Source organism: Variovorax sp. 05L425, assembly GCF_056397705.1.
Map to the genome: position 1 here is coordinate 111,322 of NZ_JBFTNY010000001.1, position 22,220 is coordinate 133,541.

22 protein-coding genes are annotated in these 22,220 nt (G+C 65.9%); 9 read left to right on the top strand and 13 right to left on the bottom strand.

Annotated elements, in window-relative coordinates; all coding sequences use genetic code 11:
* The first annotated feature begins 47 nt into the window (after positions 1 to 47).
* The gene (locus AC1DN9_RS00495) at positions 48 to 974 is read left to right on the top strand and encodes a LysR family transcriptional regulator (RefSeq protein ID WP_478096251.1); all 927 of its coding nucleotides are present in this window, start codon (positions 48 to 50) and stop codon (positions 972 to 974) included.
* On the opposite strand, the gene AC1DN9_RS00500 is transcribed toward AC1DN9_RS00495, so the two are convergent.
* From AC1DN9_RS00500 to ilvB, 5 genes are all read right to left on the bottom strand, one after another.
* Entirely contained in the window at positions 934 to 1,812 is an 879-nt protein-coding gene (locus AC1DN9_RS00500) for an alpha/beta fold hydrolase (protein ID WP_478096253.1), read from the bottom strand. The two genes, AC1DN9_RS00495 and AC1DN9_RS00500, sit on opposite strands and share 41 nt — an antisense overlap.
* Positions 1,784 to 2,074 carry a hypothetical protein gene (locus tag AC1DN9_RS00505; RefSeq protein WP_478096254.1) on the bottom strand — a complete coding sequence of 97 codons (291 nt, stop codon included), beginning with the start codon at positions 2,072 to 2,074 and terminating at the stop codon, positions 1,784 to 1,786. The genes AC1DN9_RS00500 and AC1DN9_RS00505 overlap by 29 nt, the downstream gene beginning before the upstream one ends.
* 1 nt (position 2,075) lies before the next feature.
* Complete coding sequence (locus AC1DN9_RS00510) at positions 2,076 to 3,473, bottom strand: tetratricopeptide repeat protein (protein WP_478096256.1); 1,398 nt, start codon at positions 3,471 to 3,473, stop codon at positions 2,076 to 2,078.
* Between the two features lie 123 nt (positions 3,474 to 3,596).
* A complete protein-coding gene (locus tag AC1DN9_RS00515; RefSeq protein WP_478096258.1) occupies positions 3,597 to 4,178 on the bottom strand; it encodes an acyloxyacyl hydrolase in 582 nt (193 codons plus the stop codon).
* A gap of 93 nt (positions 4,179 to 4,271) precedes the next feature.
* Positions 4,272 to 6,059, bottom strand: a complete 1,788-nt coding sequence (gene ilvB / locus AC1DN9_RS00520; protein ID WP_478096260.1) for a biosynthetic-type acetolactate synthase large subunit — start codon at positions 6,057 to 6,059, stop codon at positions 4,272 to 4,274.
* A gap of 64 nt (positions 6,060 to 6,123) precedes the next feature.
* On the opposite strand from ilvB, the gene AC1DN9_RS00525 reads away from it, so the two are divergent.
* From AC1DN9_RS00525 to AC1DN9_RS00550, 6 genes are all read left to right on the top strand, one after another.
* Positions 6,124 to 6,615, top strand: a complete 492-nt coding sequence (locus AC1DN9_RS00525; protein ID WP_478096262.1) for an Lrp/AsnC family transcriptional regulator — start codon at positions 6,124 to 6,126, stop codon at positions 6,613 to 6,615.
* Between the two features lie 75 nt (positions 6,616 to 6,690).
* Positions 6,691 to 6,978 carry a YtcA family lipoprotein gene (locus AC1DN9_RS00530; protein WP_478096263.1) on the top strand — a complete coding sequence of 96 codons (288 nt, stop codon included), beginning with the start codon at positions 6,691 to 6,693 and terminating at the stop codon, positions 6,976 to 6,978.
* Between the two features lie 5 nt (positions 6,979 to 6,983).
* Positions 6,984 to 8,033, top strand: a complete 1,050-nt coding sequence (mdtN, locus tag AC1DN9_RS00535; protein WP_478096265.1) for a multidrug transporter subunit MdtN — start codon at positions 6,984 to 6,986, stop codon at positions 8,031 to 8,033.
* 94 nt (positions 8,034 to 8,127) lie between these two features.
* Positions 8,128 to 10,020 carry an FUSC family protein gene (locus tag AC1DN9_RS00540; RefSeq protein ID WP_478096267.1) on the top strand — a complete coding sequence of 631 codons (1,893 nt, stop codon included), beginning with the start codon at positions 8,128 to 8,130 and terminating at the stop codon, positions 10,018 to 10,020.
* Complete coding sequence (locus AC1DN9_RS00545; protein WP_478096269.1) at positions 10,007 to 11,536, top strand: TolC family protein; 1,530 nt, start codon at positions 10,007 to 10,009, stop codon at positions 11,534 to 11,536. The genes AC1DN9_RS00540 and AC1DN9_RS00545 overlap by 14 nt, the downstream gene beginning before the upstream one ends.
* Before the next feature lie 104 nt (positions 11,537 to 11,640).
* The gene (locus AC1DN9_RS00550) at positions 11,641 to 12,558 is read left to right on the top strand and encodes an alpha/beta fold hydrolase (protein WP_478096270.1); all 918 of its coding nucleotides are present in this window, start codon (positions 11,641 to 11,643) and stop codon (positions 12,556 to 12,558) included.
* Positions 12,559 to 12,583: 25 nt separating this feature from the next.
* On the opposite strand, the gene leuB is transcribed toward AC1DN9_RS00550, so the two are convergent.
* The 4 genes from leuB to AC1DN9_RS00570 are packed head-to-tail and all read right to left on the bottom strand — an operon-like array spanning position 12,584 to position 16,763.
* Positions 12,584 to 13,681 carry a 3-isopropylmalate dehydrogenase gene (leuB, locus tag AC1DN9_RS00555; protein ID WP_478096271.1) on the bottom strand — a complete coding sequence of 366 codons (1,098 nt, stop codon included), beginning with the start codon at positions 13,679 to 13,681 and terminating at the stop codon, positions 12,584 to 12,586.
* Positions 13,682 to 13,704: 23 nt separating this feature from the next.
* Positions 13,705 to 14,307 carry a 3-isopropylmalate dehydratase small subunit gene (leuD, locus tag AC1DN9_RS00560; RefSeq protein WP_478096273.1) on the bottom strand — a complete coding sequence of 201 codons (603 nt, stop codon included), beginning with the start codon at positions 14,305 to 14,307 and terminating at the stop codon, positions 13,705 to 13,707.
* 21 nt (positions 14,308 to 14,328) lie between these two features.
* On the bottom strand, positions 14,329 to 15,747 hold the full coding sequence (leuC, locus tag AC1DN9_RS00565; RefSeq protein WP_478096274.1) for a 3-isopropylmalate dehydratase large subunit: 1,419 nt from the start codon (positions 15,745 to 15,747) through the stop codon (positions 14,329 to 14,331).
* Positions 15,748 to 15,773: 26 nt separating this feature from the next.
* Entirely contained in the window at positions 15,774 to 16,763 is a 990-nt protein-coding gene (locus tag AC1DN9_RS00570; protein WP_478096276.1) for a Bug family tripartite tricarboxylate transporter substrate binding protein, read from the bottom strand.
* Positions 16,764 to 16,863: 100 nt separating this feature from the next.
* Between AC1DN9_RS00570 and gcvA the strand changes: the two genes are divergently transcribed.
* Complete coding sequence (gene gcvA, locus AC1DN9_RS00575; protein WP_478096278.1) at positions 16,864 to 17,760, top strand: transcriptional regulator GcvA; 897 nt, start codon at positions 16,864 to 16,866, stop codon at positions 17,758 to 17,760.
* An 11-nt stretch (positions 17,761 to 17,771) separates the two neighbouring features.
* Here gcvA and AC1DN9_RS00580 read toward each other — a convergent pair whose 3' ends face one another.
* From AC1DN9_RS00580 to AC1DN9_RS00595, 4 genes are all read right to left on the bottom strand, one after another.
* Positions 17,772 to 19,271, bottom strand: coding sequence for a tripartite tricarboxylate transporter permease (locus tag AC1DN9_RS00580; RefSeq protein ID WP_478096280.1), 1,500 nt, complete (start codon positions 19,269 to 19,271; stop codon positions 17,772 to 17,774).
* 33 nt (positions 19,272 to 19,304) lie between these two features.
* A complete protein-coding gene (locus tag AC1DN9_RS00585) occupies positions 19,305 to 19,778 on the bottom strand; it encodes a tripartite tricarboxylate transporter TctB family protein (protein ID WP_478096282.1) in 474 nt (157 codons plus the stop codon).
* Positions 19,779 to 19,806: 28 nt separating this feature from the next.
* Positions 19,807 to 20,793 (bottom strand): tripartite tricarboxylate transporter substrate binding protein, encoded by a 987-nt coding sequence (locus AC1DN9_RS00590; RefSeq protein ID WP_478096809.1) that lies wholly within the window; start codon positions 20,791 to 20,793, stop codon positions 19,807 to 19,809.
* A gap of 157 nt (positions 20,794 to 20,950) precedes the next feature.
* Positions 20,951 to 21,565, bottom strand: coding sequence for a TetR/AcrR family transcriptional regulator (locus AC1DN9_RS00595; RefSeq protein WP_478096284.1), 615 nt, complete (start codon positions 21,563 to 21,565; stop codon positions 20,951 to 20,953).
* 89 nt (positions 21,566 to 21,654) lie between these two features.
* Between AC1DN9_RS00595 and AC1DN9_RS00600 the strand changes: the two genes are divergently transcribed.
* Complete coding sequence (locus AC1DN9_RS00600; RefSeq protein WP_478096286.1) at positions 21,655 to 22,215, top strand: hydrolase; 561 nt, start codon at positions 21,655 to 21,657, stop codon at positions 22,213 to 22,215.
* Positions 22,216 to 22,220: the final 5 nt, after the last annotated feature.

A 22,220-nucleotide genomic window follows, 5' to 3' on the forward strand; every position in this document is an offset into this window, starting at 1 on the left:
GGGAAAAAAGTGTCCAACGCAAAAATAGCCCGAGTACATTGCGTTTCATGCAACCCGACCCCAAGCTCGCAACCGACCTGCGCCGCTTGACCCACTTGATCGCGTTGGCCGAAGAGGGACGCTTCTCGCGCGCCGCGGTGCGGGTCCACCTGAGCGAAGCGGCCTTCGGCCGCAGCATCAAAAGCCTCGAGGACCAGGTAGGAATGCGTTTGTTCGATCGTGATGCCCAGCGGGTCTCGCTGACCCGGGCTGGCCAGATGGTGCTCGACCGTGCGCGCGCCCTGGTCTTCGACAGCAGCTGCCTGCAGCGCGACATCGAGTTGATGAGGCAGGGGGATGCCGGCGAACTCGCGATCGGCGCTGCGCCCATTCCGGCAGCGACCATCATGCCGAGTCTGTTGTCAGAACTGGGCCGCAGTAGCCCTCAACTGGTGACCCGAGTGCGTCTCGGCAATCTGATGGGGCTGGTCGAAAAACTCGAAGCGCAAGAACTCGATTTCTGCCTGGGCGAGCCCAAGCTGTTGGCTCGCAGCGCTCGCTATGCCAGCGCGCTGGTCGGCGTGCAAGGCGGCGCCCTGTTCTGCCGGCCCGGCCATCCGATCGAGGGCAGCAACAAGATCGGCCTCGCAGACCTGCGACGCTACGGCATCGCCGCAATATCTGCAACGCGCTCGATGATGGAACAAATCGCCGTCAGCTATGGCTTCGACTCGGCGCACGACTTTCCGTTGACCGTCGAATGCGATGACCTTAATTTGCTCGGCCGCCTGGTTGCCGACACCGACGTGCTGGGCTTCTTGCCCGATGGAATGGCCGAGGCGAACAAGCTGGACTTGCGCCGCCTCGACATCAAGGTCAAGGCGCCCGTGGTCGTCAACATCCACGCGATCTGGCTCAAGGGTCGAACGATGTCGCCTGCCGCGCTGCGCGCCGTCAGCCTGGCGCAGCAGATCGCGACTCGGCTGCGGGGTTGAACTGAATCGTATGCACTGCGCTTAGCAGTGGATCACCCAACGCGTTGCGCGAGAGAAAGTCCGCCACGGCGTCGTTGACCACCTCCGGATGCGTCACGGGGCCCATGTGACCCAGTTCGCTGAACTCGAGCACCTCGACATTGGGAAGAGTGTTCGTCAGGAGCCTGGCCACCCCGCGCGACGAGGCGGGCGACTTCCCGCCCACCATGTACAGGACTGGAATCTCCAACGCGAGAAACGCCCGCAATGGCGTGGGTTCCGAAAACAGAGCGCGGGCCCAGCCTGCGATGTTGACCATGGATGCCGCGACCGGCGCCTGCCGAGCGGCGGGCATGCGACTCCAGGTCCCTGGGCCCATCCAGTAGTCGATGAAGACCTGAGCCGCGCCTGCGTGGTCGTGCGCCTCGTTGGCGCGGGTCGCATCAGCCACGGCAGAACGGATGCCGCTCGCGGCTTCGTGCCCGGGACTTTCCTCGTCGAGCAGCGCGAAGAGCGTCGGCTCGTAGATCGCAATCGCGCGAACGCGGCTCGGACGGGCCAGGGCAGCCATCAATACCACCGCGGCGCCGTACGAGTGGCCGACCAGAGAGAACGGGGATCCAGTCGCCTCGAAGACCGGTTCCAGCAACGCGACCTCGTCGCTCAACGTCACGATGCGGTCCCGTGGCCACGCAGGGCTTTGGCCCGCGCCAAGCGAGTCCGGCGCGAAGACGCGGAAGTCCGGGGACAGGCGATCCATCAATGCGCGCCATTGCGACGAAGTACTCGCGTTCGAATGGACGCACACGACACCGGGTCCGGCGCCTGCCTCACGCACATGAGGGTGTGGGAATGTCATCGGTGCTCCTTGAAAGACGGCTCACGGGCCGCGCCATCGCGACATCCGGCGATGGATGCGCCTGGGCCACCCTGCAGGCGAGCGGCGCCTGCGTCAGATAGGGGACCGGTTGCGGAATGAGGACAACCACGATCGCGCTCACGAAGGCGGCGATGGCGACGACCAGGGCCACCAACGCGCCTCGAAGATTCCGCGTGGCGGCTCCGCCATCCGCAAGTACCGAAGGAAAGGCCCAGTGGATTCGACTCAAAAAAGAGGACATTTCAATCTCCTGGCGTGGGCTGCGCCGCGACATCGAAGCGCTTCGGCGCTCCCTTTTCAGAGAGCAGGCTTGCCCAATGGGCGATCGCGCGGCCGAGCTTCTTGCTGGCGCGTTCGCGCTCGATGGGGCGACGGATCGGACGGCGAACGCATTCGACGGCCCGAAGCAAGGTCAAGTGCATCACGTCGCGCTGCGCATGGCTGCCGCCCAAGCGATGGGCCAACGCGGGCAGACTGGCGAACAGGCTGATCGCGCGCGCGTAGTCACCACGCCCGAACGCCATCAGGGCGCGACAGGCCGGCAAGCCCAGCAGACGCGTGGTCTTTCCGTGACGCGTTGGCCACGAAGCCCGGACCGCCAGCAAGCCTTCGAGACGCCGAGCGCAGGCCCAGTCGCGCGCCCCGACAAAGGCCAGCATCGCGTGCAGATCCGTAAAGCTGCAGAACGCATCGTCGATGTGGGAAGACCAGACTTCGGCGAGTTCCGCCCAGCGTGCACCGACGTCGTGGCCGCGCAGCTGCATGCGCCATAGCAGCGCTGATGCATCGATGAGGTCGGCAACCTCGTCCGAGCAACCGAGTCGCACACGGTGATCGTAGATCGCCAGCGCATCGGCAGCCCGGCCTGCTTCAATGAGGAACAACGCCAGATGCCACCAGCAGTGCGTGGCTGCGACGTTGTCTTCGGCCCAGGACGCCTGGTGTTCATGCATCCACTGCACACCCGCGTCGGCGCGCTCGGTCATCTCGAAGACATGCGCCATCACGTGATGCGCCCGTGCATCGGCCGGGTTCGATGCCAACGCTGCGCGGGCCGCGCTTTCAGCGCCGTCATAGTCACCGGACTCGACGAGACCGAACGCGTGCATCGACAGCACCGCGTGGTAGCCGGGCATGTCGCTCGACCATTCCGGCAGAAGTGCTGCCACCCGGCCGCTCAGCTGCTCGACGTCGCCGGTCAGGTAGTCGAAGGCATGCGCCGCATGCAAGGCCAGCGCGTCGTGAGGATGCCGGCGCAACACCTCCGTCAGCGCGTGCTTGGCGGCGTCGTAGTCGTCCGCCAGCACGCTGGCGATCGCCACCAGGTGCGCGGCCTCGCGCTCGTTGGCCGGCAGGATGGCCGCGCGCTCCAGCACCGTCCGGGCCGACCGAACACGTCCGCCATCGCGACTGCACAGCAATGTGTAGGCCTGCAGGATGAGCGGCATCACGAACTCCGGCGCATCGCCGATCGCCCGCTCGAGCGGAGCGCTGGCGCCAGTACGCCAGGCCAGCGTCGCAGCAAGCGCGCTTTCGTACGCCGCCAGCGCCGCGGGCGTGGCGCCGGAGACCGCGACGGAACGGCAGCCCGCAGGCAAAGGAGTACGTCGGCTGAGCTCGGCGATGGAAGGCCACGGCATCATGTTCTCCGAATCCGGGCCCCCATTCTTGCTTGGACGCATCCGGCCGGATGTGCGTTTTGGCACACCCGCGCGCATGTCGATATTGGCGACCACGCTGCGGGGGTGTCCGCCAAAGGCCCTTCACTGGAATCGATACGCGTACCGGACCTGGTAGAAGTTCTCGCCCGGATTCGGATGCTTGATCGCACCGTTCGAGAAGTGTTGAAGCCGGAGTGAAACTTCGTGCTGCCGACGCTCACCGAAGCTGCGCCCCACCGCGATCTGATCGCCAAAATTGAAGGCTGTCGAAAAGCGCTTGCCCGTGGGCTGATAAAGCTTCGACGTGAGGGTCAGCCCGATGCCGCCTTCGACGAACCATGGCGACTCGCCGTGCGAAGGGGTCCAGCGGAACACCGGCGTGAAGCCGACCTGTGCAAGCTGCGTGTGACCCGGAGCGGTTCCGTCGGGATACGACCATACGGAAAGGAAGCCTTCGAAGAAGCCGCTCAACTGCCCGGAGCCCAGATCCCACTTTCGGTCCCAGTCCCAGGTCAATCCACCCGTGACACTGTTGGTGCTGTTGGCGTTTCCCAGCTGAACGAAAAAGGATCCCGGCTGCATCAATCCCTGTGCGTTTGCGCTTTCCGCGCAGACAACGCAACCGGCGATGCTGCCGATTGCGACGAGGAATTTCCGGATCGCGATACTTGTGACCTTGCTCAAAGATGACCTCCAGTCGCTGATAGACAAAGCATGGGCCTGCTTGCAGGCAGCACAGGAGCATAGCCGCGAGATCCGGTTCGAGGTATCAGGCCATCAAGCGGTCGGCTCCTCCTCGTACCATCGGTCCTTGCCCAGCAGCACACGATGGTGGCCATGCCCGGACGGCATCATCGGGAAGCAGTTCTCCTCCGCGGCCACCTGCACATCGAGAAAGAATGGCCCGTCGTATGCCAGGCATTCGGCCAGCGCCGCATCCAATTCGCCCGGATCGGACACGCGGCGCGCCCCCCAGCCGAAGGCCTTCGCCAATGCCACGAAATCCGGAAGCGCTTCGTTCCAGCTGTGGCTCAGGCGGTTGCCATGGTTCAGCTCCTGCCACTGGCGCACCATGCCCATGTAGCCATTGTTCGACAGCACCAGCTTCACAGGCGTGCGGTGCTGCACCGCAGTCGACAGTTCCTGGATGTTCATCAGCACCGACGCATCGCCGCTCACGCAGACCACCGATGCGTCAGCGTGCGCGACCTGGGCGCCGATCGCCGCGGGCAAGCCATAGCCCATGGTGCCGGCGCCTCCCGAGGTGAGCCAGCGGCCGGGTCGCTCGAAGCGCAGGTACTGCGCGGCCCACATCTGGTGTTGGCCCACGTCGGTCGAGACAATCGCATCTCGCCCTTGCACCGCCCGCTGGAGCGAAGCCATCAGCTGCTGCGGCAGGATCACATCGGCGCGCACCGGGAAATCGAAGCAGCGCTCTGCGCGCCAGCGCGCGATGCGCTCCCACCAAGGTGCCAGGCGTTCCGTCGGCAATGCCTGCAGCTCGGGCATGGCAAGCAAGGCCTCGAGCACCACACCGCAATCGCCCACGATGGGAACGTCGACCTTCACCACCTTGTTGATGCTGCTCGGGTCGATGTCGATGTGAATCTTGCGTGCGTGCGGGCAGAACTCGTCGAGCTTGCCGGTCACGCGATCATCGAAGCGGGCGCCGATGCAGATCACCAGGTCGGCCTCGTGCATCGCCAGGTTGGCTTCGAGCGCACCGTGCATGCCCAGCATGCCGACGAAGCGCGCATCCGACGCTGGAAATGCGCCCAGGCCCATCAGCGTCAATGTGCAGGGCGCATCGAGGCGGCGCACCAGTCGCGTGAAGGCCGCGCACGCCGCAGCGCCCGAGTTCACCAGCCCGCCGCCGCCATAGACGATCGGTCGACGTGCTGTCGACATCAGGTCCGCAGCGCGTTGCAAGGAGCTCGTCGGAGGGACGCAGGTTTCGCGCGCCTTGCGCATCGGTTTGGCAGGCGCCCTGGCTGACGCGCCAAGCGGCATCAGCTGCACGTCCTTCGGCACATCGATCAGCACCGGCCCAGGGCGTCCCGACGCGGCGATGTCGAGCGCACGCCGAATTGCGTCCGGGACCTCATCGGCCACACGGGGCTGGTGGTTCCACTTGGTCACCGGGCGTGACATGCCCAGGGCATCGCTCTCCTGGAACGCGTTGGTGCCGATGACGGTCGTGGCGACCTGCCCGCTGATGCACAGCACGGGGATCGAGTCGCTCATCGCATCGAGCAGTCCGGTGATGGTGTTGCCGACGCCCGGCCCCGATGTGACCAGCACCACGCCGACACGACCCGTCGTGCGTGCATAGCCCTCTGCCGCATGCACCGCCGCCTGCTCGTGGCGCACGAGCACGTGACGCAGCCGCGGCTCACCATGCAGTGCGTCGTAGAGCGGCAGCGCGGCCCCACCGGGGTAGCCGAAGAGGGTGTCGACACCGCATTCGATCAGCGTGTCGAGCAGCGCCTCCGCGCCGTTGCGGACGCGTTGTGGCGAGGCCGGGGGGCTGGCCGGCGAAAGTCGTTGGGGAGAAAGCAGTTCCATGACACCATTTTTTCGTGCATCGATCAGAATAGGCTTCTGTTTTTTGCCTGATTTTGGCCACTACATGAAAACCAATCTTTCAAAATCGCCTTCAACCGAAGAATCATCGGAGCAAGTGGATCTGGCCATCCTGCGCGTGCTGCGGGAGGATTCGCGCAAGACCCTGCAAGAGATCGGCGCGATCGTGGGCTTGTCGGCCACCAGTTGCTGGACGCGCATCAAGAAGCTCGAATCCCAGGGCGTGATCAAGCGCTACACGGTCGACCTCGATCCGGCCAAGCTCGGCTACAAGGATTTCGTCATCGTTCAACTCACGCTCGAAAGCCACACCGACGAAACGCTCTACGAGTTCGGCCGCGTGCTCGCCACCATCCCCGAGATTCAAGAGGCCTATCTGGTCTCGGGCGACTACGACTACTACATCCGCATCGCGGTGCGCGATACCCGCGACTACGAGCGACTGCTGCGCGAGAAGCTCTACAAGATCCCGGGCATCCGACACAGCAAGTCGAGCTTCGTGCTGCGTGTGCTGAAGGAAGCGAGCATTCCGCTCTGAGAGCGAACCCGGGCCATATTCATATTGCGGATCACTGCGCGCCTGCCGTAGCATGCTCCCGAGGAGAGAGCATCCATGCGAACGAGGATCCAGAAGATCAGGTATGCGCGAGTGCTTCCGTTGCCGCTGATCTCGTTCACGCTGAACGGATGCGCGCAACGGAGCGCTCCGTCGTTCGCGCTGTTCGGCGCCTACTTTCCCGCTTGGATGCTCTGCGCATTCCTGGGGATATTCGCTTCGATCGGCGCGCGCGCGGTGTTCGTTGCGACAGGGCTCTCCAACGCCCTTCCGTTCCAGCTCTTCGTTTGCATGGCGATAGGGGTCTGCTTCGCACTCCTGGTGTGGTTCGTCTGGTTCGCATAGCCAGCATGAAGGCCGCAGGAATCCATCGCGCTCCCCTCTGGGGCAAACTGGTGTCGCTGGCAATCATCATCGTCGCCGTCGTTGTCGCCAACTATGCACTGCGTCGCCATTCGGCGTTGCCGTCGTCCGATGACGCGACCATCGATGCCGACGTGGTCCACGTCGCCTCGGCCGTCGGTGGCCGGATCATCGAGATTCCGGTCGCGGAGAACGTCTCCGTGACCAAGGGCGATCTTCTCTTCCAGATCGATCCGGCGCCCTTCCAACTCGCCGTGGCGCAGGCGCAGGCGGATCTCGATCTCGCGAAGGCCACGCTCGAGACGCAGCGACGCGTGTTGTCGACGCAGCGATCGACGGTGGTCGTCGCCGGCGACCAGACGAGGCGCGCGACCACAAATCTCGAACACGCGACCCGAACCGTCGAACGGCTTCAACCGCTTGCCGCCAAGGGCTACGTGCCCGTGCAGCAACTCGACCAGGCCCAGACAGCGCAACGCGATGCGGCAACCTCGCTTCGGCAGGCGCAGGAACAGCAAGCCGCGGCCGCGCGCGCGGTGGACACGGAAGCAGGCGCCGAGGCCACGGTGCGCGCACGCGAAGCCGCCCTTGGCATCGCGCGGCGAGCGCTCGAAGACACCACGGTCCGCGCGCCCCACAACGGGCGCGTCGTGGGCCTCACCGTCTCGCCCGGCGAGATGATCGTGCCGTCCCAGACCCTGTTCACGCTGATCAACACCGACGAATGGTTCGCGGTCGCGAACTTCCGCGAGAACGATCTTCGTGCGATTGCCGAAGGCGACTGCGCCACGGTGTTCTCGATGATCGATCGCAGGCAGCCCCTCAAGGGCGTCGTGCAGGGCATTGGGTCCGGCGTGCTCGATACCGGCCGGGTCAATCTTCCACGCTCGCTTCCCTATGTCGAGCGGTCCCTCAACTGGGTGAAAGTCGCGCAGCGATTTCCGGTGCGCATTCGCCTGGAGGAGCCGCCCGAAGGACTCATGAGGCTGGGCGCGACGGCCGTTGTCGAGGTGCAGCATGGCCACGCGTGCAAGTGACCGACATGGGGGATCTCTCGCGGGTTTCCTCGAGCTCCTTGGGCCGTCCCCAGGCAGGCTGGAGTTCGCGTTCAGGCTGGCGCTGCTATGCACCTTGACGACGCTCGTCGTCGAGATCTATCAGACGCCCGAGGCTGCGCTCACCGCTTACGTTTCGTTCTTCGTCATCAAGCCCGACCGCGCGACGAGCGTGATCATGAGCATTGCGATGCTGATCCTGATCACGGTGATCGTCGGCGTGGTGATGCTCGTCGCCGTGGTGGTCATCGACCACCCGCTTTTGCGCGTGAGCACCATGGCCGTCTTTTCGTTCTGCCTGCTCTTCATCGCCTCCGGGAGCAAGCTGCAGCCGGTCGGCGGAATCCTCGCGTTGATCGTGGCCTATGCGCTCGATCTCCTGAGCAACGCCCAGATCGGTGAACTCGCAACACGCGCCCTCCTCTACGCGTGGCTCTTCGTCGGCATTCCCGTCGGCGTTTCGGTGGCGATCAACCTGCTCATCGGCCCGGCACCGCGGCGCCTGGTGGAGCGCGCCTTGGCGCATCGCCTCGCCATCGCAATCGCCGTGCTCCAGGCGCCGGACCGCAGTGCCCGGCGCGCCCTTGGCAAGGTTTTGTCGGAGGGGACAGGCGAGATCCAAACCTGGTTGAAGCTGGCCGCTGTCGAGAAGTCATCCCCGGCACGAGACGTCGCCGCCCTTCGGCAGGCTGCCGCTTCCGTCACGCAGATCCTCCTGCTTGTCGACTTGCTGGATCGCGACGATGGCAGCCATTGGCCGGCCCTCCTGCGGGATCGCGTGGCGCGCGCGCTCGACGAGATGGCGTCGATCCTGCGCGCCGGCGGATACCCCGTCGACATCGCGCTCGACGACGAGGACATTGGTCGGCCCTTGCCGCCTCAAGGCGCCGCGATCCTGGTGGAAATGAAGGAAGCGCTCGTCCGCTTTGCCGAGCCTCCTCTGCCGGAGGCAAGCTCGCAGAAGCCGAAGCCGGAACAGGCGAAGAGCGCCGGCGGGTTCTTCCTGCCCGACGCCTTCACGAATCCGGAGCATGTGCAATACGCGCTCAAGACCACCGCGGCGGCCATGTTCTGCTACGTCGTCTACACGATGCTCGACTGGCCGGGCATCCATACGAGCCTGATCACCTGCTACATCGTTTCTCTCGGCACGGCGGCCGAGACCGTCGAAAAGCTGACGCTGCGGATCGTGGGCTGCCTGGTGGGTGCCGCCGCCGGACTCGCGGCGATCGTCTTTCTCATGCCCAACGTGACCTCGATCGCAGGCCTGTTGGCAATCGTCTTCATGGCCGCGCTCGCGTCAGGCTGGGTTGCGGCGGGATCGCCTCGCATCTCGTACGCCGGGTTCCAGATCGCGTTCGCCTTCTTCCTGTGCGTGATCCAGGGCGCCGGTCCCGGATTCGACATGACGGTCGCGCGCGACCGGATCATCGGCATCCTGTTCGGCAACCTGGTGATCTATGTGATGTTCACGACGGTCTGGCCGGTCAGCGTCATGCGGCGCATCGATCCTGCCATCGCCGCTGTCTTGCGGCGACTGAGCGCGATGGTGACCGCTGCCGGCCGGTCGAGCCGCTACGCACTCGCCGGCGAAGCCCATGCGGCGCTGGGCGCGCTCGAACAGGACGTAGGTCTCGCACAATATGAGCCGGCCGGCATCCGCCCGGGCAACGACTGGCTGAGCGGCCGAATCCGTGCGACCCATGCGATCACCGCGATCCAGGGCCCGCTGCTGATGAGCGCCAACCTCGATCCTGCGCATGCCCACAAGATCGCCGATCGGCTCGACAGGCTTGCCGACGGCGTCGACGGTCACCCGCAAACATCCAGCGCCAACGAGAGCGTCACCGACGAACCCGCGCCGCAGACGCGCCGGCCCATCGATGCCCACCTCGAGCATCTGGAGCAAGCCCTCGTCCAGCGATCCGATGAAAGCCAGGAAGGGAGCGCTGACCATGCGCCGGCTTGAGGCAGCCCTCGCGTGTGCCGTCTGCGTGGGCTGGCTGGCCGGTTGTGCGACATCGGCGCTCGAGATGGCACCGTCACGACCCGACCGCCCCTGGGCGCCGGCAACCAACGCCGAAGGCGAACTGGTCGCGGACCAGAAAGGTCCCGCGGACAGGCCCGGCGGCTACGTGCTGCCCGCGAATCCGGCGCTCGCGTCCTTCCCCCCAACGCCACCGATCGACGAGACCAGGGCCTACACGCTGCCCGAACTGATCGACCTCGCGGAATCCAGCAATCCGGTGACGCGGATCGCCTGGAACGACGCGCGTCGCGTCGCGCTCGCGGCAGGCATCGCGGAGAGCGCTTACCTGCCGAACATCAGCGCGAGTGTCGTGGGCGCCTACCAGTCGAGCAGCAGCAACAACTCGGTGCTCGGCATCAACGGCAGCGGCAACGATTCGGCCAGCGGAATCATCTCGGCGGTCTCGCTCGTATGGCTGCTGTTCGACTTCGGTGGCAGAGCGGCCGTCGTGGAGGCGGCGAAGCAGGCGTCCCTCATCTCGAACATCGCCTTCACCGCGGCCCATCAGCAGGTCATCTACGACGTCAGCCTGGCCTTCTACGCGAACGCCGCGGCGCGCACGCGCCTCGCAACGGCGACGCAGTCCCTCAAGAACGCCAAGGCCGTGCAGGCGGCCGCCGAAGATCGCTACAGGCACGGCATCGGCACCGTCATCGAGGTGGCCCAGGCGCGCCAGGCGGCGGCGCAGGCCAATCTCGCCCTCGTGCAGGCGACGGGCGGAATTCAGGACGCCCAACTCAGGCTGTTGACGGCCATGGGCATCTCGCCATTGACGAAGATCAAGGTCGCCGACGTTTCGGACCGCAAGCTCTCGCCGGCGATGTCCGCATCTGTTGAAAGCATCATCACGGACGCGCTGTCGCGTCGCCCTGACATGTTGAGCGCCTACGCCGCCCAGAAAGCCAGCCTTGCGAAGGTGCGCGCGGCGGAGGCGGCATTCAAGCCGAAGTTTTTCGTCTCGGCGACCGGCGCCTACAACTCGGGCCACCTGGACGTCACGGCGCTGCCATCCGTTGGCCAGCAGGCCCCGACCGTCAATATCAATGGCCAGCGCCTCGGCGCCGCGGTTTTCGCGGGCGTGACCGTTCCCCTCTACGACGGCGGCACTCGCGATGCGATCCTGGCCCAGTCCCAGGCCGAAGCCGACAGCGCCGAGGCCAGGCTCACGCGCGTTCGACAGGATGCGGTGCGTCAGATCGTGCTCGCCGACAACGCCCTGCGCACCAGCCTTTCCGCACACGAAGCATCGGAGGCCTTGGTGTCTGCCGCGCAGACGACCTTCGATGCGGCCCTGGCCGCGTATCGCAGCGGCGTCGGCTCCGTCACCGACGTCACGCTGGCGGAAACACAACTCCTCCAGGCCAGGAACGCATTCGCCGATGCCTACAGCACGGCGCTGTCGGCAGCGGCCACGCTTGCGCTTTCAGCCGGCGCGCTCGGCGGCTCGCGGCCATAGACGCTGAACCAGCCGATCTTCACATCGAACCTTGCCATGAACCGCCTCTTGGCCTGAGACTTGCGCCTTCGTCGCTGCCGTCAGCGATTCAACGAGGAGAACCCATGCTCAAGTTCCTGTTCCGATGGCTTGCCATCGCCCTTGTTTCCGGCGTCGCGTACGCGGAAGTCCCGCCCTATCCGGCGGGCTTTCGAACGCAGGAGCTTGCGGTCAATGGAACCACGCTGCATGTCCGCGTCGGCGGCAAGGGACCGGCGGTGACGCTCATCCACGGCTACGGCGAGACCGGCGACATGTGGGCGCCGCTGGCGGCCGCGCTCATGAAGGACCACACCGTGGTCGTGCCCGACCTGCGCGGCATGGGGCTTTCGGCGCATCCGGCCGGCGGCTTCGACAAGAAGAACCAGGCCGTCGACATGGCCCAGGTGCTCGATACGCTCAAGATCGCCAAGACCGACCTCGTGACGCACGACATCGGCAACATGGTCGGCTTTGCCTTCGCCGCGCAGTACCGCGACCGCGTCGGGCGCTTCGTGCTGATCGATGCACCCGTGCCGGGCGTCGGCCCGTGGGAGGAGATCCTCAAGAACCCCCTGCTCTGGCACTTCCGCTTCGGCGGGCCGGACATGGAGCGCCTCGTGGCCGGCCGCGAGCGCATCTACCTGGACCGCTTCTGGAACGAGTTCTCGGCCGATCCGAAGAAGTTCGACGAAGCCTCTCGCCGGCACTACGCGAAGCTCTACGCGCGCCCCGGCGCGATGCACTCGGGCTTCGCGCAGTTCGCCGCGTTCGATCAGGATGCGATCGACAACAAGGCTTTCCTGGCGCAGGGCAAGCTCACAATTCCGGTGCTGGCCGTCGGCGGCGAGAAGTCGTTCGGCCCCACCATGGCAGTCGTGATGCGAGCCGCCGCCGACAACGTCACTGAGGGCATCGTTCCGGGTTCAGGCCACTGGATCATGGAAGAGAACCCGCAGGCGACGGTCAAGCTGGTGACCGAGTTTCTCGGCAGCGCGAACTGAGCCAACGACCAGCACGCCGATTGCGCTAGGCCGTGCGGACCACTTCATCCAGGCGCCTTCCAAGTGCCGATACCACGGCATCGCCCATCTCCTCGGTGCCCACGCGAATGCAGCCGGGCTGGAAGATGTCGCCGGTTCGCAGGCCGTCGGCCAGCACGCGCCGTACAGCGCTCTCCACTCGCTCGGCATTGCCGGCTTGATCGAAGGAGAAGCGCAGCATCATCGCCATCGACAGAATGGAGGCCAGGGGGTTCGCCAGATTCTTGCCCGCGATGTCGGGTGCGGTGCCATGCACCGGCTCGTACAGCCCGAAGGTGCCGCTTGCCATCGACGCCGAGGGCAGCATGCCGATCGAGCCGGTGAGCATGGCGGCAGCGTCGGAAAGGATGTCGCCGAAGATGTTTCCGGTCACGATCACGTCGAACTGCCTGGGTGCGCGCATCAGTTGCATCGCAGCGGCGTCGACGAAGAGGTGCGTGAGCTCGACGTCGGGGTACGCCTTGCCCACGCGCGTCACCACCTCGCGCCACAGCTGCATCACCTCCAGCACGTTGGCCTTGTCGACCGAGCAGAGCTTGCGGTTGCGCGTGCGCGCGGTGCGAAACGCGACGTGCGCGATACGCTCCACCTCGGGCTCCGAATAGCGCATGGTGTTGAAGGCCTCGCGCTCGCCGTTGGCATTGCGTCCGCTGCCGCGCGGCTCGCCGAAGTACACGTCGCCGGTGAGCTCGCGCAGGATCATCAGGTCGAGCCCGTCGACCACCTCCGGCTTCAGCGTCGAGGCGCCGATCAGTTCGGGAAACAGGAAGGCCGGGCGAAAGTTGGCGAACAATCCCAGTTCCTTGCGCAGGCGCAGCAGGCTCGCGCCCGGCCGCATCATGAACGGGATCTCCTCGTCGCCCGGCATGCCGGCCGAGCCAAACAGGATGGCGTCGGCCTTGCGTGCGATCTCGGTCGTGGCCGCGGGCAGCGGGTCGCCGGCGGCGTCGATGCCCGCCTGTCCGATCGCCGCTTCCACCAGCTCCAGGGGTTGGACCTGCCCCACCACGGCCTTGAGCACCTTCACGGCCTGTGCCGTGACCTCGCGGCCAATGCCGTCGCCCGGCATCACTGCAATCTTCATTTCAAACCTTTCTGGGTCTCACTTCAAAGAGCCGTGCCGCGCTCGCGGCTTCGCTCGAATGCGTCGATGGAGGCTTGCTGCGTCAGCGTGTAGTCGATCTCGTCGATGCCTTCCAGCAGGCAGTGACGCGGGAACGGGTCGATGCGGAAAGGCTCCGCGCGGCCGCGCGGGTCGGTGACGGTCTGTGCGCGCAGGTCAACCTGCAGTCGCGCGCCGGGGTTCGCGAACAATTCGGCCAGCATCTCCTGCACCACGGCCTCGGGCAGGCGCACCGGCAGCAGGCCATTCTTCAGCGCATTGCCGAAGAAGATGTCGCCGAAGCTCGGCGCGATCACCGCGCGAAAGCCGCCGTCGTACAGGGCCCAGACCGCGTGTTCGCGCGATGAGCCGCAACCGAAGTTGGGGCCGGCCACCAGGATGCGCGCCTGTGCGTACACCGGCTCGTTGAGCAGGAAGTCATCGCGACGCCGGCCGTGCGCATCGTGTCGGACATCATGAAAAAGATAGTCGCCGAAGTTGTCGGAGCGCGGCTTCTGCAGGTACAGCGCGGGCACGATCTGGTCGGTGTCGACGTTGGCACGGGCCAGGGGCACGGCCACCGCGTCGAGTCGTGTGAAAGCTTCCATCGGGGTTGCGACTCCGGGTTGTCAGTGCGGGGCAAGAAGGCTGCGCACATCCGTCAGCCGTCCGGTCACGGCGGCCGCAGCGGCCATGGCCGGGCTCATCAGGTGGGTGCGTGAACCAGGCCCCTGGCGGCCGACGAAATTGCGGTTGGAAGTCGAGGCGCAGCGCTGGCCTGCAGCCACCTGGTCGCCGTTGGTGCCCAGGCACATCGAGCATCCCGCGTGCCGCCACTGCAGGCCGGCCGCAAGGAACACGGCGTCGAGCCCCTCGGCCTCTGCCTGCTGCTTCACGAGACCGGAGCCGGGGACGACCCAGGCCTCCACGCCTTCGGCCACGCGCCGGCCGCGCACCACCTCGGCGGCGCTGCGCATGTCTTCGATGCGCCCGTTGGTGCAGGAGCCGATGAACACGCGGTCGACCGCAAGCTCATTGAGCGGTTGGCCAGGATGCAGGCCCATGTAGGCCAGCGTGCGCTCGATGGCCTCACGACGGTCGACCGTTGCGGCAAGGGAGGGGTCCGGCACGCGGCCGGTGATCGGCAGTGCATCCTCGGGGCTGTTGCCCCAGGTGACCATGGGGGCGATGTCGTCGGCGTGCAGACGCAGCTCGGCGTCGAATACCGCGCCGCCGTCGCCCGGCAATTGCCGCCAGCGCGCGAGCGCCTCGTCCCACGCGGCGCCTTGCGGTGCCTCGGGCCGGGCGGCGAGCCATTCGAACGTGGTGTCGTCGGGCGCCACCATGCCCGCACGCGCACCGGCCTCGATGGACATGTTGCACACCGTCATGCGACCGGCCATCGACAACGCACGGATCGCCTCACCCGCGTACTCGATGGCGTGGCCGGTGCCGCCCGCGGCGCCGAGCCGCGCGATGACTGCAAGGATGATGTCCTTGGCCGACACGCCTTCGGACAGGCGCCCGTCGATGCTGATGCGCAGCGTGCGCGGCTTGCGCTGCCACAGGGTCTGCGTGGCGAGCACGTGCGCCACTTCCGAGGCGCCGATGCCAAATGCCAGCGCGCCAAGTGCGCCGTGCGTGGCCGTGTGGCTGTCGCCGCAGACGATCACGCTGCCCGGCAGGCTCAGCCCTTGCTCCGGACCCACCACATGCACGATGCCTTGGCGCAGATCGTCGAGGCCGAAGAAGCGGATGCCGGCGGCCGCGCTGTCGTCCTTCAGTGCCTGCGCCATCGCGCGCTTCTCGGGGTCCGCGATGTCTGCCAGCGCGCGCGAACCGGTGGGCACATAGTGGTCGGGCGTGGCAAAGGCGCGGTCCGGCCGACGCACCACAAGGCCGCGCTGGCGCAGCATTTCGAAGGCGGGCGCCGAGCCGTCCTGTACCAGGTGGCGGTCGACGTACAACAGGCTCTGGCCGTCGTCGCGCTGCATGACCACATGCGGCTGCCAGATCTTTTCGAAGAGGGTGCGGGGTGCGAGAGGCATGAAGGAAAGGCCTGGAAGGAAGAGGATCAGTCGAGCTTCACGCCGGAGACGCGAACGATCTCCGCATAACGCTGGGTCTCGCTGGCCATGAAGCGCCCGAACTCCTCGGGTGTGCCGCCGCCGATTTCGGCACCGAATGCGGCCATGCGCTTTTGCAGCTCAGGCGACTTGAGGACAGCGTTGGCCGCGGCGTTGAGTTTGTCAATGATGGGACGCGGCGTGCCGGCCGGCGCGGACAGGCCGTACCACGAGGAGGCGTAGACGCCCTTCAGGCCCACTTCGTCGAAAGTCGGTACGTCCGGCAAGGCCTGGTTGCGCGTCTTGGAAGCCACGGCCAGCGCACGCATGCGGCCACTGGCGATGAAGGGCAGGCAGGTCGTGGTATCGAGCATCAGGGAGACGTGGCCCGCCGCCAGGTCGGCCTCTGCCGGCGCGGTGCCCTTGTAGGGCACGTGCACGATGTCGATCTTCGCGGCCACGGAGAACTGCACCGCCGCCAGATGCTGCGACGAACCGATGCCGCCCGACGCATAGTTGAGCTTGCCCGGGTTCGCGCGTGCCGCATCGATCACGTCCTTGACGGTCTTGAACGGCGAATCGGCCGGCACGACAAGGATGTTGGGCACCGCCGAGACGTAGATGATCGGCTCGAAGTCCTTGACGGGATCGAAGCCCAGCTTGTTGTAGAGGCTGATGTTCACCGCGTTGGGGCTGATCGAGGACATCAACAGGTTGTAGCCATCGGGCTTCTGCCGCGCCGCGAGTTCAGTGCCGATGTTGCCGCCCGCACCCGCACGGTTGTCCACCACGAAGGGCTGGCCGAGGCGATGTCCGAGCATCTCGGACACGATGCGCGCGGTGGTGTCCACGCCGCCGCCGGGCGGCCACGGCACCATCAGCTTGATCGGCTGGGATGGGTAGCCCTTGGCCACCTCATCGTCCGCCGAAGCCGCCGCGTGGATGCCGAACAGCGTGGCTGCCATCAAGCAGGCATGCAATTTCTTCATTGCTTTCATGACATGTCTCCTGTCTTCGAATAGCTATCATGCTATGCCTGACCCCGCAGAGCCAGCAACCACAATAAAGGCATGCAGGCATGAGTAAACTTCATCCCCAATGACGCGCCGACTGCCTCCGCTCAATGCCCTTCGCGCCTTCGAGGCGGCCGCCCGCTGCGGCAATTTCACGCGCGCCGCCCAGGAACTGTTCGTGACTCAAGGGGCTGTCAGCCGGCACATCGCCACGCTGGAAGGCTGGCTCAAGGTGCAGCTGTTCGAGCGCGGAAGACACGGCATCCGCCTGACACCGTCCGGCGAGAGCTACTTCGCGAGCATGCGCGTGGCGCTCGACCAGATCGAGCATGGCACCCGCCAGCTGCTGCAGAGTCCCGACGATTGGCTGCTGCGCGTCAAACTGCCGCCGACCTTTGCCATCCGCTGGCTGATTCCGCGACTGGCACGCTTCCACGCCATGCATCCACGCATCGAGGTACAGATCACCACGTCGCACAAGCCGGCCGACTTCGATCACGACGACATCGACGTGAGCATTCATTCCGAGCCGAGTCCGCCAGTCGGCCCGGGCTACCGGTTGCTGTTTCGTGAAACGCTGCTGCCTGTGTGCTCGCCAGCGCTGCTGAAGCGCGAACCGCCCTTGAAGCAGCCGGCCGACCTCGCGCACCAGGCGCTGCTGAGCTCTCTCAATCGGCCTCACGACTGGCAGGCCTGGCTCGCGGCGGCCGGCGCGACGCACATCGACACCAGGCGCGGCCTGAAGTTCGAAAACGCCGCCATGGCCTACCAGGCGGCGGCCGAGGAACTGGGCGTGATGGTGGGACTGCTCGCGTTCGTGCGCGACGACCTGGCCAGCGGCCGCCTGGTGGCGCCTTTCGATTTACGCGTCCCTACGGAAGGCGGCTATTTCATGGCTTGGCGCGCAGACCGGCCAGTGCCGCAGCGGGTGCGCGATTTCGAACGCTGGATCGCGGCCGAGGCGACAGCGAGCGAGGCTTGAACCCCGGTTTGTCAGGCGACGGTCCGCAGCGACTGCCTGCGGCGCAGTCCTCGCAGCACCGGAAACACCCAGATCACCAGCGACAACACCGCCAGCGAAGCGGCGATCGGGCGGGAGACGAAGCCCATGAGGTTGCCGTCGGACTTGATCATCGACGTGATGAAGTTTTCTTCCAGCATGCCGCCGAGCACGACGCCCAGAATGGCAGGAGCGATCGGGAACTGGTTTTCCTCGAGCAGGTAGGCGACGACGCCGGCCACCAGCATCACGCCGACATCGAAAAGCGAATTGTTGATGGCGAACGCGCCCACGATGCAGAAGATCAGGATGAGCGGCATCAGCAGGTTGCGCGGCACACGAAGGATGCGCTTTGAGACCTTGATGCACAGGATCCCGAGCGGGATCATGATGAGGTTGGCCATGATGAACAGCATGAACACCGCATAGATGTTCTGAGGGTTGGTGGTGAACAGGGTCGGTCCGGGGTTCAGGTTCTTCATGTAGAGCACGCCGATCACAATGGCCGTGATCGAATCGCCCGGGATGCCGAACACCAGGGCGGGGATCCACGCACCCGCCAAGGCACTGTTGTTCGCGGACCCCGATTCGACGATGCCCTCGACATGACCGGTCCCGAACTTTTCGGGCTCTTTCGACAATTTCTTGCTCATCGCATAGGACATCCAGGCCGCAATGTCGGCGCCCGCGCCCGGCAACGCGCCGACGAGCGTGCCCAGCGCACTGCCGCGCAGAATCTGAACGGGGTATTTCTTGGCCAGTGCCCATTGGCCGGACAGGACACTGCCCACCTTTTCGACCACCAACTCGGCCGGCGGCAGCGTGTCGACCGCGTAACGGATCACCTCCGAAATCGCGAACATTCCGATCATCATCGGGATCATGCCGATGCCGCCTGTCATCTCGGTGTTGCCGAAGGTGAAGCGCGGAAAGCCGGCCGGATTGCCCAGGCCCACGCATGCCACGAGCAATCCGAGCATGAGGGTCACGACGCCCTTGAGCGGGCGGTCCGACGTGATGAAGACGGCGCAGGTGAGGCCCAGCAGCACGAGCCAGAAGTATTCGAACGAGCTGAAGTTGAGTGCGAAGTCGGCCAGTGCAGGAGAGGCGACGATCAGCACCGCCGTGCCGAAAAGACCCCCCACCGCCGAGAACACCAGCCCCGCGCCGAGTGCAACCTCGGCCTGGCCCTTGCGCGTCATGGCAAAGGCTTCGTCGGTGTAGGCGGCCGAGGCAGGCGTGCCGGGAATGCGAAGCAGGCAGCCCGGAATGTCGCCGGAGAAGATCGCCATCGCGGTGGCGGTCACCATCGCTGCGATCGCGGGAATCGGCGCCATGAAGAAGGTGACCGGCACCAGCAGCGCCACGGCCATGGTGGCAGACAGTCCCGGCACCGCGCCGACGAAGAGACCGTAGAGCGAAGCCACGATCATGACCACCAGGGTGTATGGATCGAACACCATCGCGAAGGCTTGCCCGAGAGCTGTCGACATGTGCGTTCGATCTTCGGCGTTGAAGTGGCCCGGCTACCAGGCGTACGGGGTGAGCAGGCCCCACGGCAGCGGAACACGCAGCAGCTTGTAGAACGCCGCGTGAATGAGCAGTGTCGCGACGACCGCGACCCACAATGAGCGCCACAGCGACACCTGCAGCGCCCACATCACCGCGGTCAGCAGCACGGTCGCGGTGATCAGGAAGCCGAGCTTGTCGACGGCCACCATGTAGAACACGACGCTCCCGATGACAGCACAGAACGCCAGCAAGTGCCTGGGCGACTTCACCCATTCGCCCGGGCGAAACCAGGCACTGTCATGGCGCGTGCGCCAGCCATTGATCGTCAAGGCCGCGCCGCACGCGCACAGGGCGGCGGCGATGATCCCGGGAAACAGGGCCGGTCCGACCTGTTGGCCGGGAATTCGCGGATAGCCCTGCACCACCAGCAGCACGGCAATGCCCAGCGCCAGAAGGACGCAGCCGAAAACCGCGTCGTTCAGCTTCACGAGACGACCCGGCAGAAGCGCGAACAGGTCATTTCGCGATGCCGACGGCCTTCATCGTCGCACCCAGTTCGGCGTCGGACTTGGCCATGTATTTTCCAAACGCCTCCGGGTCTGCATAGACCACGCCAAATCCGCGTGAGGCCATGAACTCGGTGTATTCCTTGCTCGCAGCCACTTTCTTGACTGCGGCTCCCAATCGGTCACGCACTTCGGGCGGAATCCCTTTGGGAGCGACGATGCCGCGCCACGCGGCCATCGTCCAGTCGCTGCCGGTCACGGACTTGAGGGTCGGGATGTTCGGGTACAGCGAGGATGGCTTGTCGTTCATGATGGCCAGGCTCTTGACCTTGCCGGCATCGATCAACGACCGCGCCTCGGGAAGGGACACCGGCGCGATGTCGACGCCGCCGGCCACCATGTCCTGCAGGCCCGGCGCCGCGCCATTGCTGGGTACCCATGGAACCGCCGCGGGATCGATCTTCTGGTCGCGCAAGAGTCCGGCGATCGCGAGATGCCAGATGCCGCCCTGCCCCGTGCCCGATGCCTTGAGCTTTCCCGGGTTGGCCTTGATGGCTGCCAGCAGTTCGGTGACGCTCTTGTAAGGTGCATCGGCGCGGACCTGGATCGCGGCCGGATCGGCGTTGACCAATCCGATGGGCGTGTACGACGCGCCGCTGAGTTCGGTCAGGCCCTGCCAATGCATCATGCCGATCTCGACCGTCGCAAGCCCGATGGTGTAGCCATCCGGCGGCGCCGAGGCGATGGCGGCATGGCCGACCACGCCGCTGCCGCCGGTGCGGTTCACGACGGTGACTGGCTGGTTCAACTCCTTCTCGAGCAGGCTCGCAACGATGCGCGCGGTGGCGTCGGTGCCGCCGCCCGCACCCCAAGGCACGATGAGCGTGACGGGCCGAGCGGGATAGGTCTGCGCCAGCGCGGGTGCGCCGGAGGCCATCAGAATCACGCTGGCGGCAACCGCGTGCAGAACAAAGGAACGGCGCGAACGGGCGTGCATCGTCATCTTGGTTGTCTCTTTCTTTGGCCTGCACACGTGCGAGTGCATCGGCGTCACACCATTTCTCGCACTCTTTGCCCTGAAGAGCACTAGGGCAAATTACCGCTTGCGGCCGCGTTCAGGCTCTGGTCAGGTCCGCCCATCGCCTGCACCGGCGTCAGGCCGCGTCCAGGTACAGCGCCAGCATCGTGCGCAACTCGCGCAGGGCTGCCGTGGCCGCCTTCGCGTCGGCAGCGTGTGATTCCACCGCCACTGCAGCCTTGAGCTGCAGCAGCACGGCCAGTGCCATCGCGCTGGCACGCAGCGGCATCAGCCGAGGCCGGCGCACCTTCAGGATGCGGACGATATGCGCCAACACGGTAGTGCGGAATGTGTCCGTGCCTGTCTGCCGGTGGCCGGGCTTGACGTCGAGCATCGAGATCGCCGCCGCGCGTTCCTCCCTGAGATCGGTGAAGACCCGCAGCAGCGCGTCGGCCAGCGCTTCGGTCGACAGGGCCGCCGCCTGCGTCTCGATGGCCTCGAGCGCCGCCACGGCAAGTTGGAGGTAGCGCTGCATCATCGCCGTGCCCAGTGCTTCCTTGCTCGGGAAGAACTGGTAGAGCGAGCCGATCGGCGCCTGCGCGCGCGCCGCGATCTCGGTCATCGTCGCCGCCGCATAGCCGCGTTCGGCGAACACCGCCGCCGCCGCTTCGAGCAACGAGGCAACGCGAAGCTCGCCGCGCTTGCGCCGCGGGGCGCGCGGCGCACCTAGGGCTTCCTGTGTACTTGACATTTGTGAGGCATTTCTCATATTATTATTTCACGAGGGCTTCCTCATGTTTCCATGAACGGCCCCTCCTGTCCATCCAATCCGGAGCCCCCATGCTGGAACTCGACCCCAAAACCACCGCGCTCATCCTCATCGATCTGCAGAAGGGCATTGTCGCCCTGCCTGTCGCGCCGCACTCGGGCGCCGAGGTGTTCGCGCGCGGCATCGAACTCTCCGAGCGATTCCGCGCGGCCGCGGCAACCGTGGTCCGCGTGCGCGTGGACTTTGGTCCGGGCGGCGCCTACGCCCCACCGGGCAAGGTCGACGCCGTGCACACGCGCGGACCGCTGCCACCCGACTTCGCCGACTTCCCGGACGACCCTGCCGCCCAGGGCGACCTCGTCGTCACCAAGCGCCACTGGGGCGCATTCCATGGCACCGATCTCGACTTGTTGCTGCGCCGGCGCGGGGTGCGCACCGTCGTGATCGGCGGCATCGCGACCAACATCGGCGTCGAATCGACGGCACGCAGCGCGCACGAGCACAGCTACGACGTGGTGCTCGTCGAGGACGCGACCTCGGGCTCTTCAGCCGAGATGCACGAGTTCGCGTTCAAGAATATCTTTCCGCGCCTCGGCCGTATCGTGAAGATGACAGACCTCCGCCTCGCCTGAAGGCC

Excerpts from the sequence above, each read along its gene's own strand:
- AC1DN9_RS00510 (WP_478096256.1), bottom strand. The coding sequence starts at position 3,473 with ATGCCGTGGCCTTCCATCGCCGAGCTCAGCCGACGTACTCCTTTGCCT.
- AC1DN9_RS00570 (WP_478096276.1), bottom strand. The coding sequence starts at position 16,763 with ATGAAAGCAATGAAGAAATTGCATGCCTGCTTGATGGCAGCCACGCTG.
- AC1DN9_RS00495 (WP_478096251.1), top strand. The coding sequence starts at position 48 with ATGCAACCCGACCCCAAGCTCGCAACCGACCTGCGCCGCTTGACCCAC.
- AC1DN9_RS00590 (WP_478096809.1), bottom strand. The coding sequence starts at position 20,793 with ATGCACGCCCGTTCGCGCCGTTCCTTTGTTCTGCACGCGGTTGCCGCC.
- leuD (WP_478096273.1), bottom strand. The coding sequence starts at position 14,307 with ATGGAAGCTTTCACACGACTCGACGCGGTGGCCGTGCCCCTGGCCCGT.
- AC1DN9_RS00595 (WP_478096284.1), bottom strand. The coding sequence starts at position 21,565 with ATGTCAAGTACACAGGAAGCCCTAGGTGCGCCGCGCGCCCCGCGGCGC.
- leuB (WP_478096271.1), bottom strand. The coding sequence starts at position 13,681 with ATGAAGATTGCAGTGATGCCGGGCGACGGCATTGGCCGCGAGGTCACG.
- AC1DN9_RS00580 (WP_478096280.1), bottom strand. The coding sequence starts at position 19,271 with ATGTCGACAGCTCTCGGGCAAGCCTTCGCGATGGTGTTCGATCCATAC.
- AC1DN9_RS00500 (WP_478096253.1), bottom strand. The coding sequence starts at position 1,812 with ATGACATTCCCACACCCTCATGTGCGTGAGGCAGGCGCCGGACCCGGT.
- AC1DN9_RS00530 (WP_478096263.1), top strand. The coding sequence starts at position 6,691 with ATGCGAACGAGGATCCAGAAGATCAGGTATGCGCGAGTGCTTCCGTTG.
- AC1DN9_RS00600 (WP_478096286.1), top strand. The coding sequence starts at position 21,655 with ATGCTGGAACTCGACCCCAAAACCACCGCGCTCATCCTCATCGATCTG.
- gcvA (WP_478096278.1), top strand. The coding sequence starts at position 16,864 with ATGACGCGCCGACTGCCTCCGCTCAATGCCCTTCGCGCCTTCGAGGCG.
- mdtN (WP_478096265.1), top strand. The coding sequence starts at position 6,984 with ATGAAGGCCGCAGGAATCCATCGCGCTCCCCTCTGGGGCAAACTGGTG.
- AC1DN9_RS00545 (WP_478096269.1), top strand. The coding sequence starts at position 10,007 with ATGCGCCGGCTTGAGGCAGCCCTCGCGTGTGCCGTCTGCGTGGGCTGG.
- AC1DN9_RS00505 (WP_478096254.1), bottom strand. The coding sequence starts at position 2,074 with ATGTCCTCTTTTTTGAGTCGAATCCACTGGGCCTTTCCTTCGGTACTT.
- AC1DN9_RS00550 (WP_478096270.1), top strand. The coding sequence starts at position 11,641 with ATGCTCAAGTTCCTGTTCCGATGGCTTGCCATCGCCCTTGTTTCCGGC.
- leuC (WP_478096274.1), bottom strand. The coding sequence starts at position 15,747 with ATGCCTCTCGCACCCCGCACCCTCTTCGAAAAGATCTGGCAGCCGCAT.
- ilvB (WP_478096260.1), bottom strand. The coding sequence starts at position 6,059 with ATGGAACTGCTTTCTCCCCAACGACTTTCGCCGGCCAGCCCCCCGGCC.
- AC1DN9_RS00525 (WP_478096262.1), top strand. The coding sequence starts at position 6,124 with ATGAAAACCAATCTTTCAAAATCGCCTTCAACCGAAGAATCATCGGAG.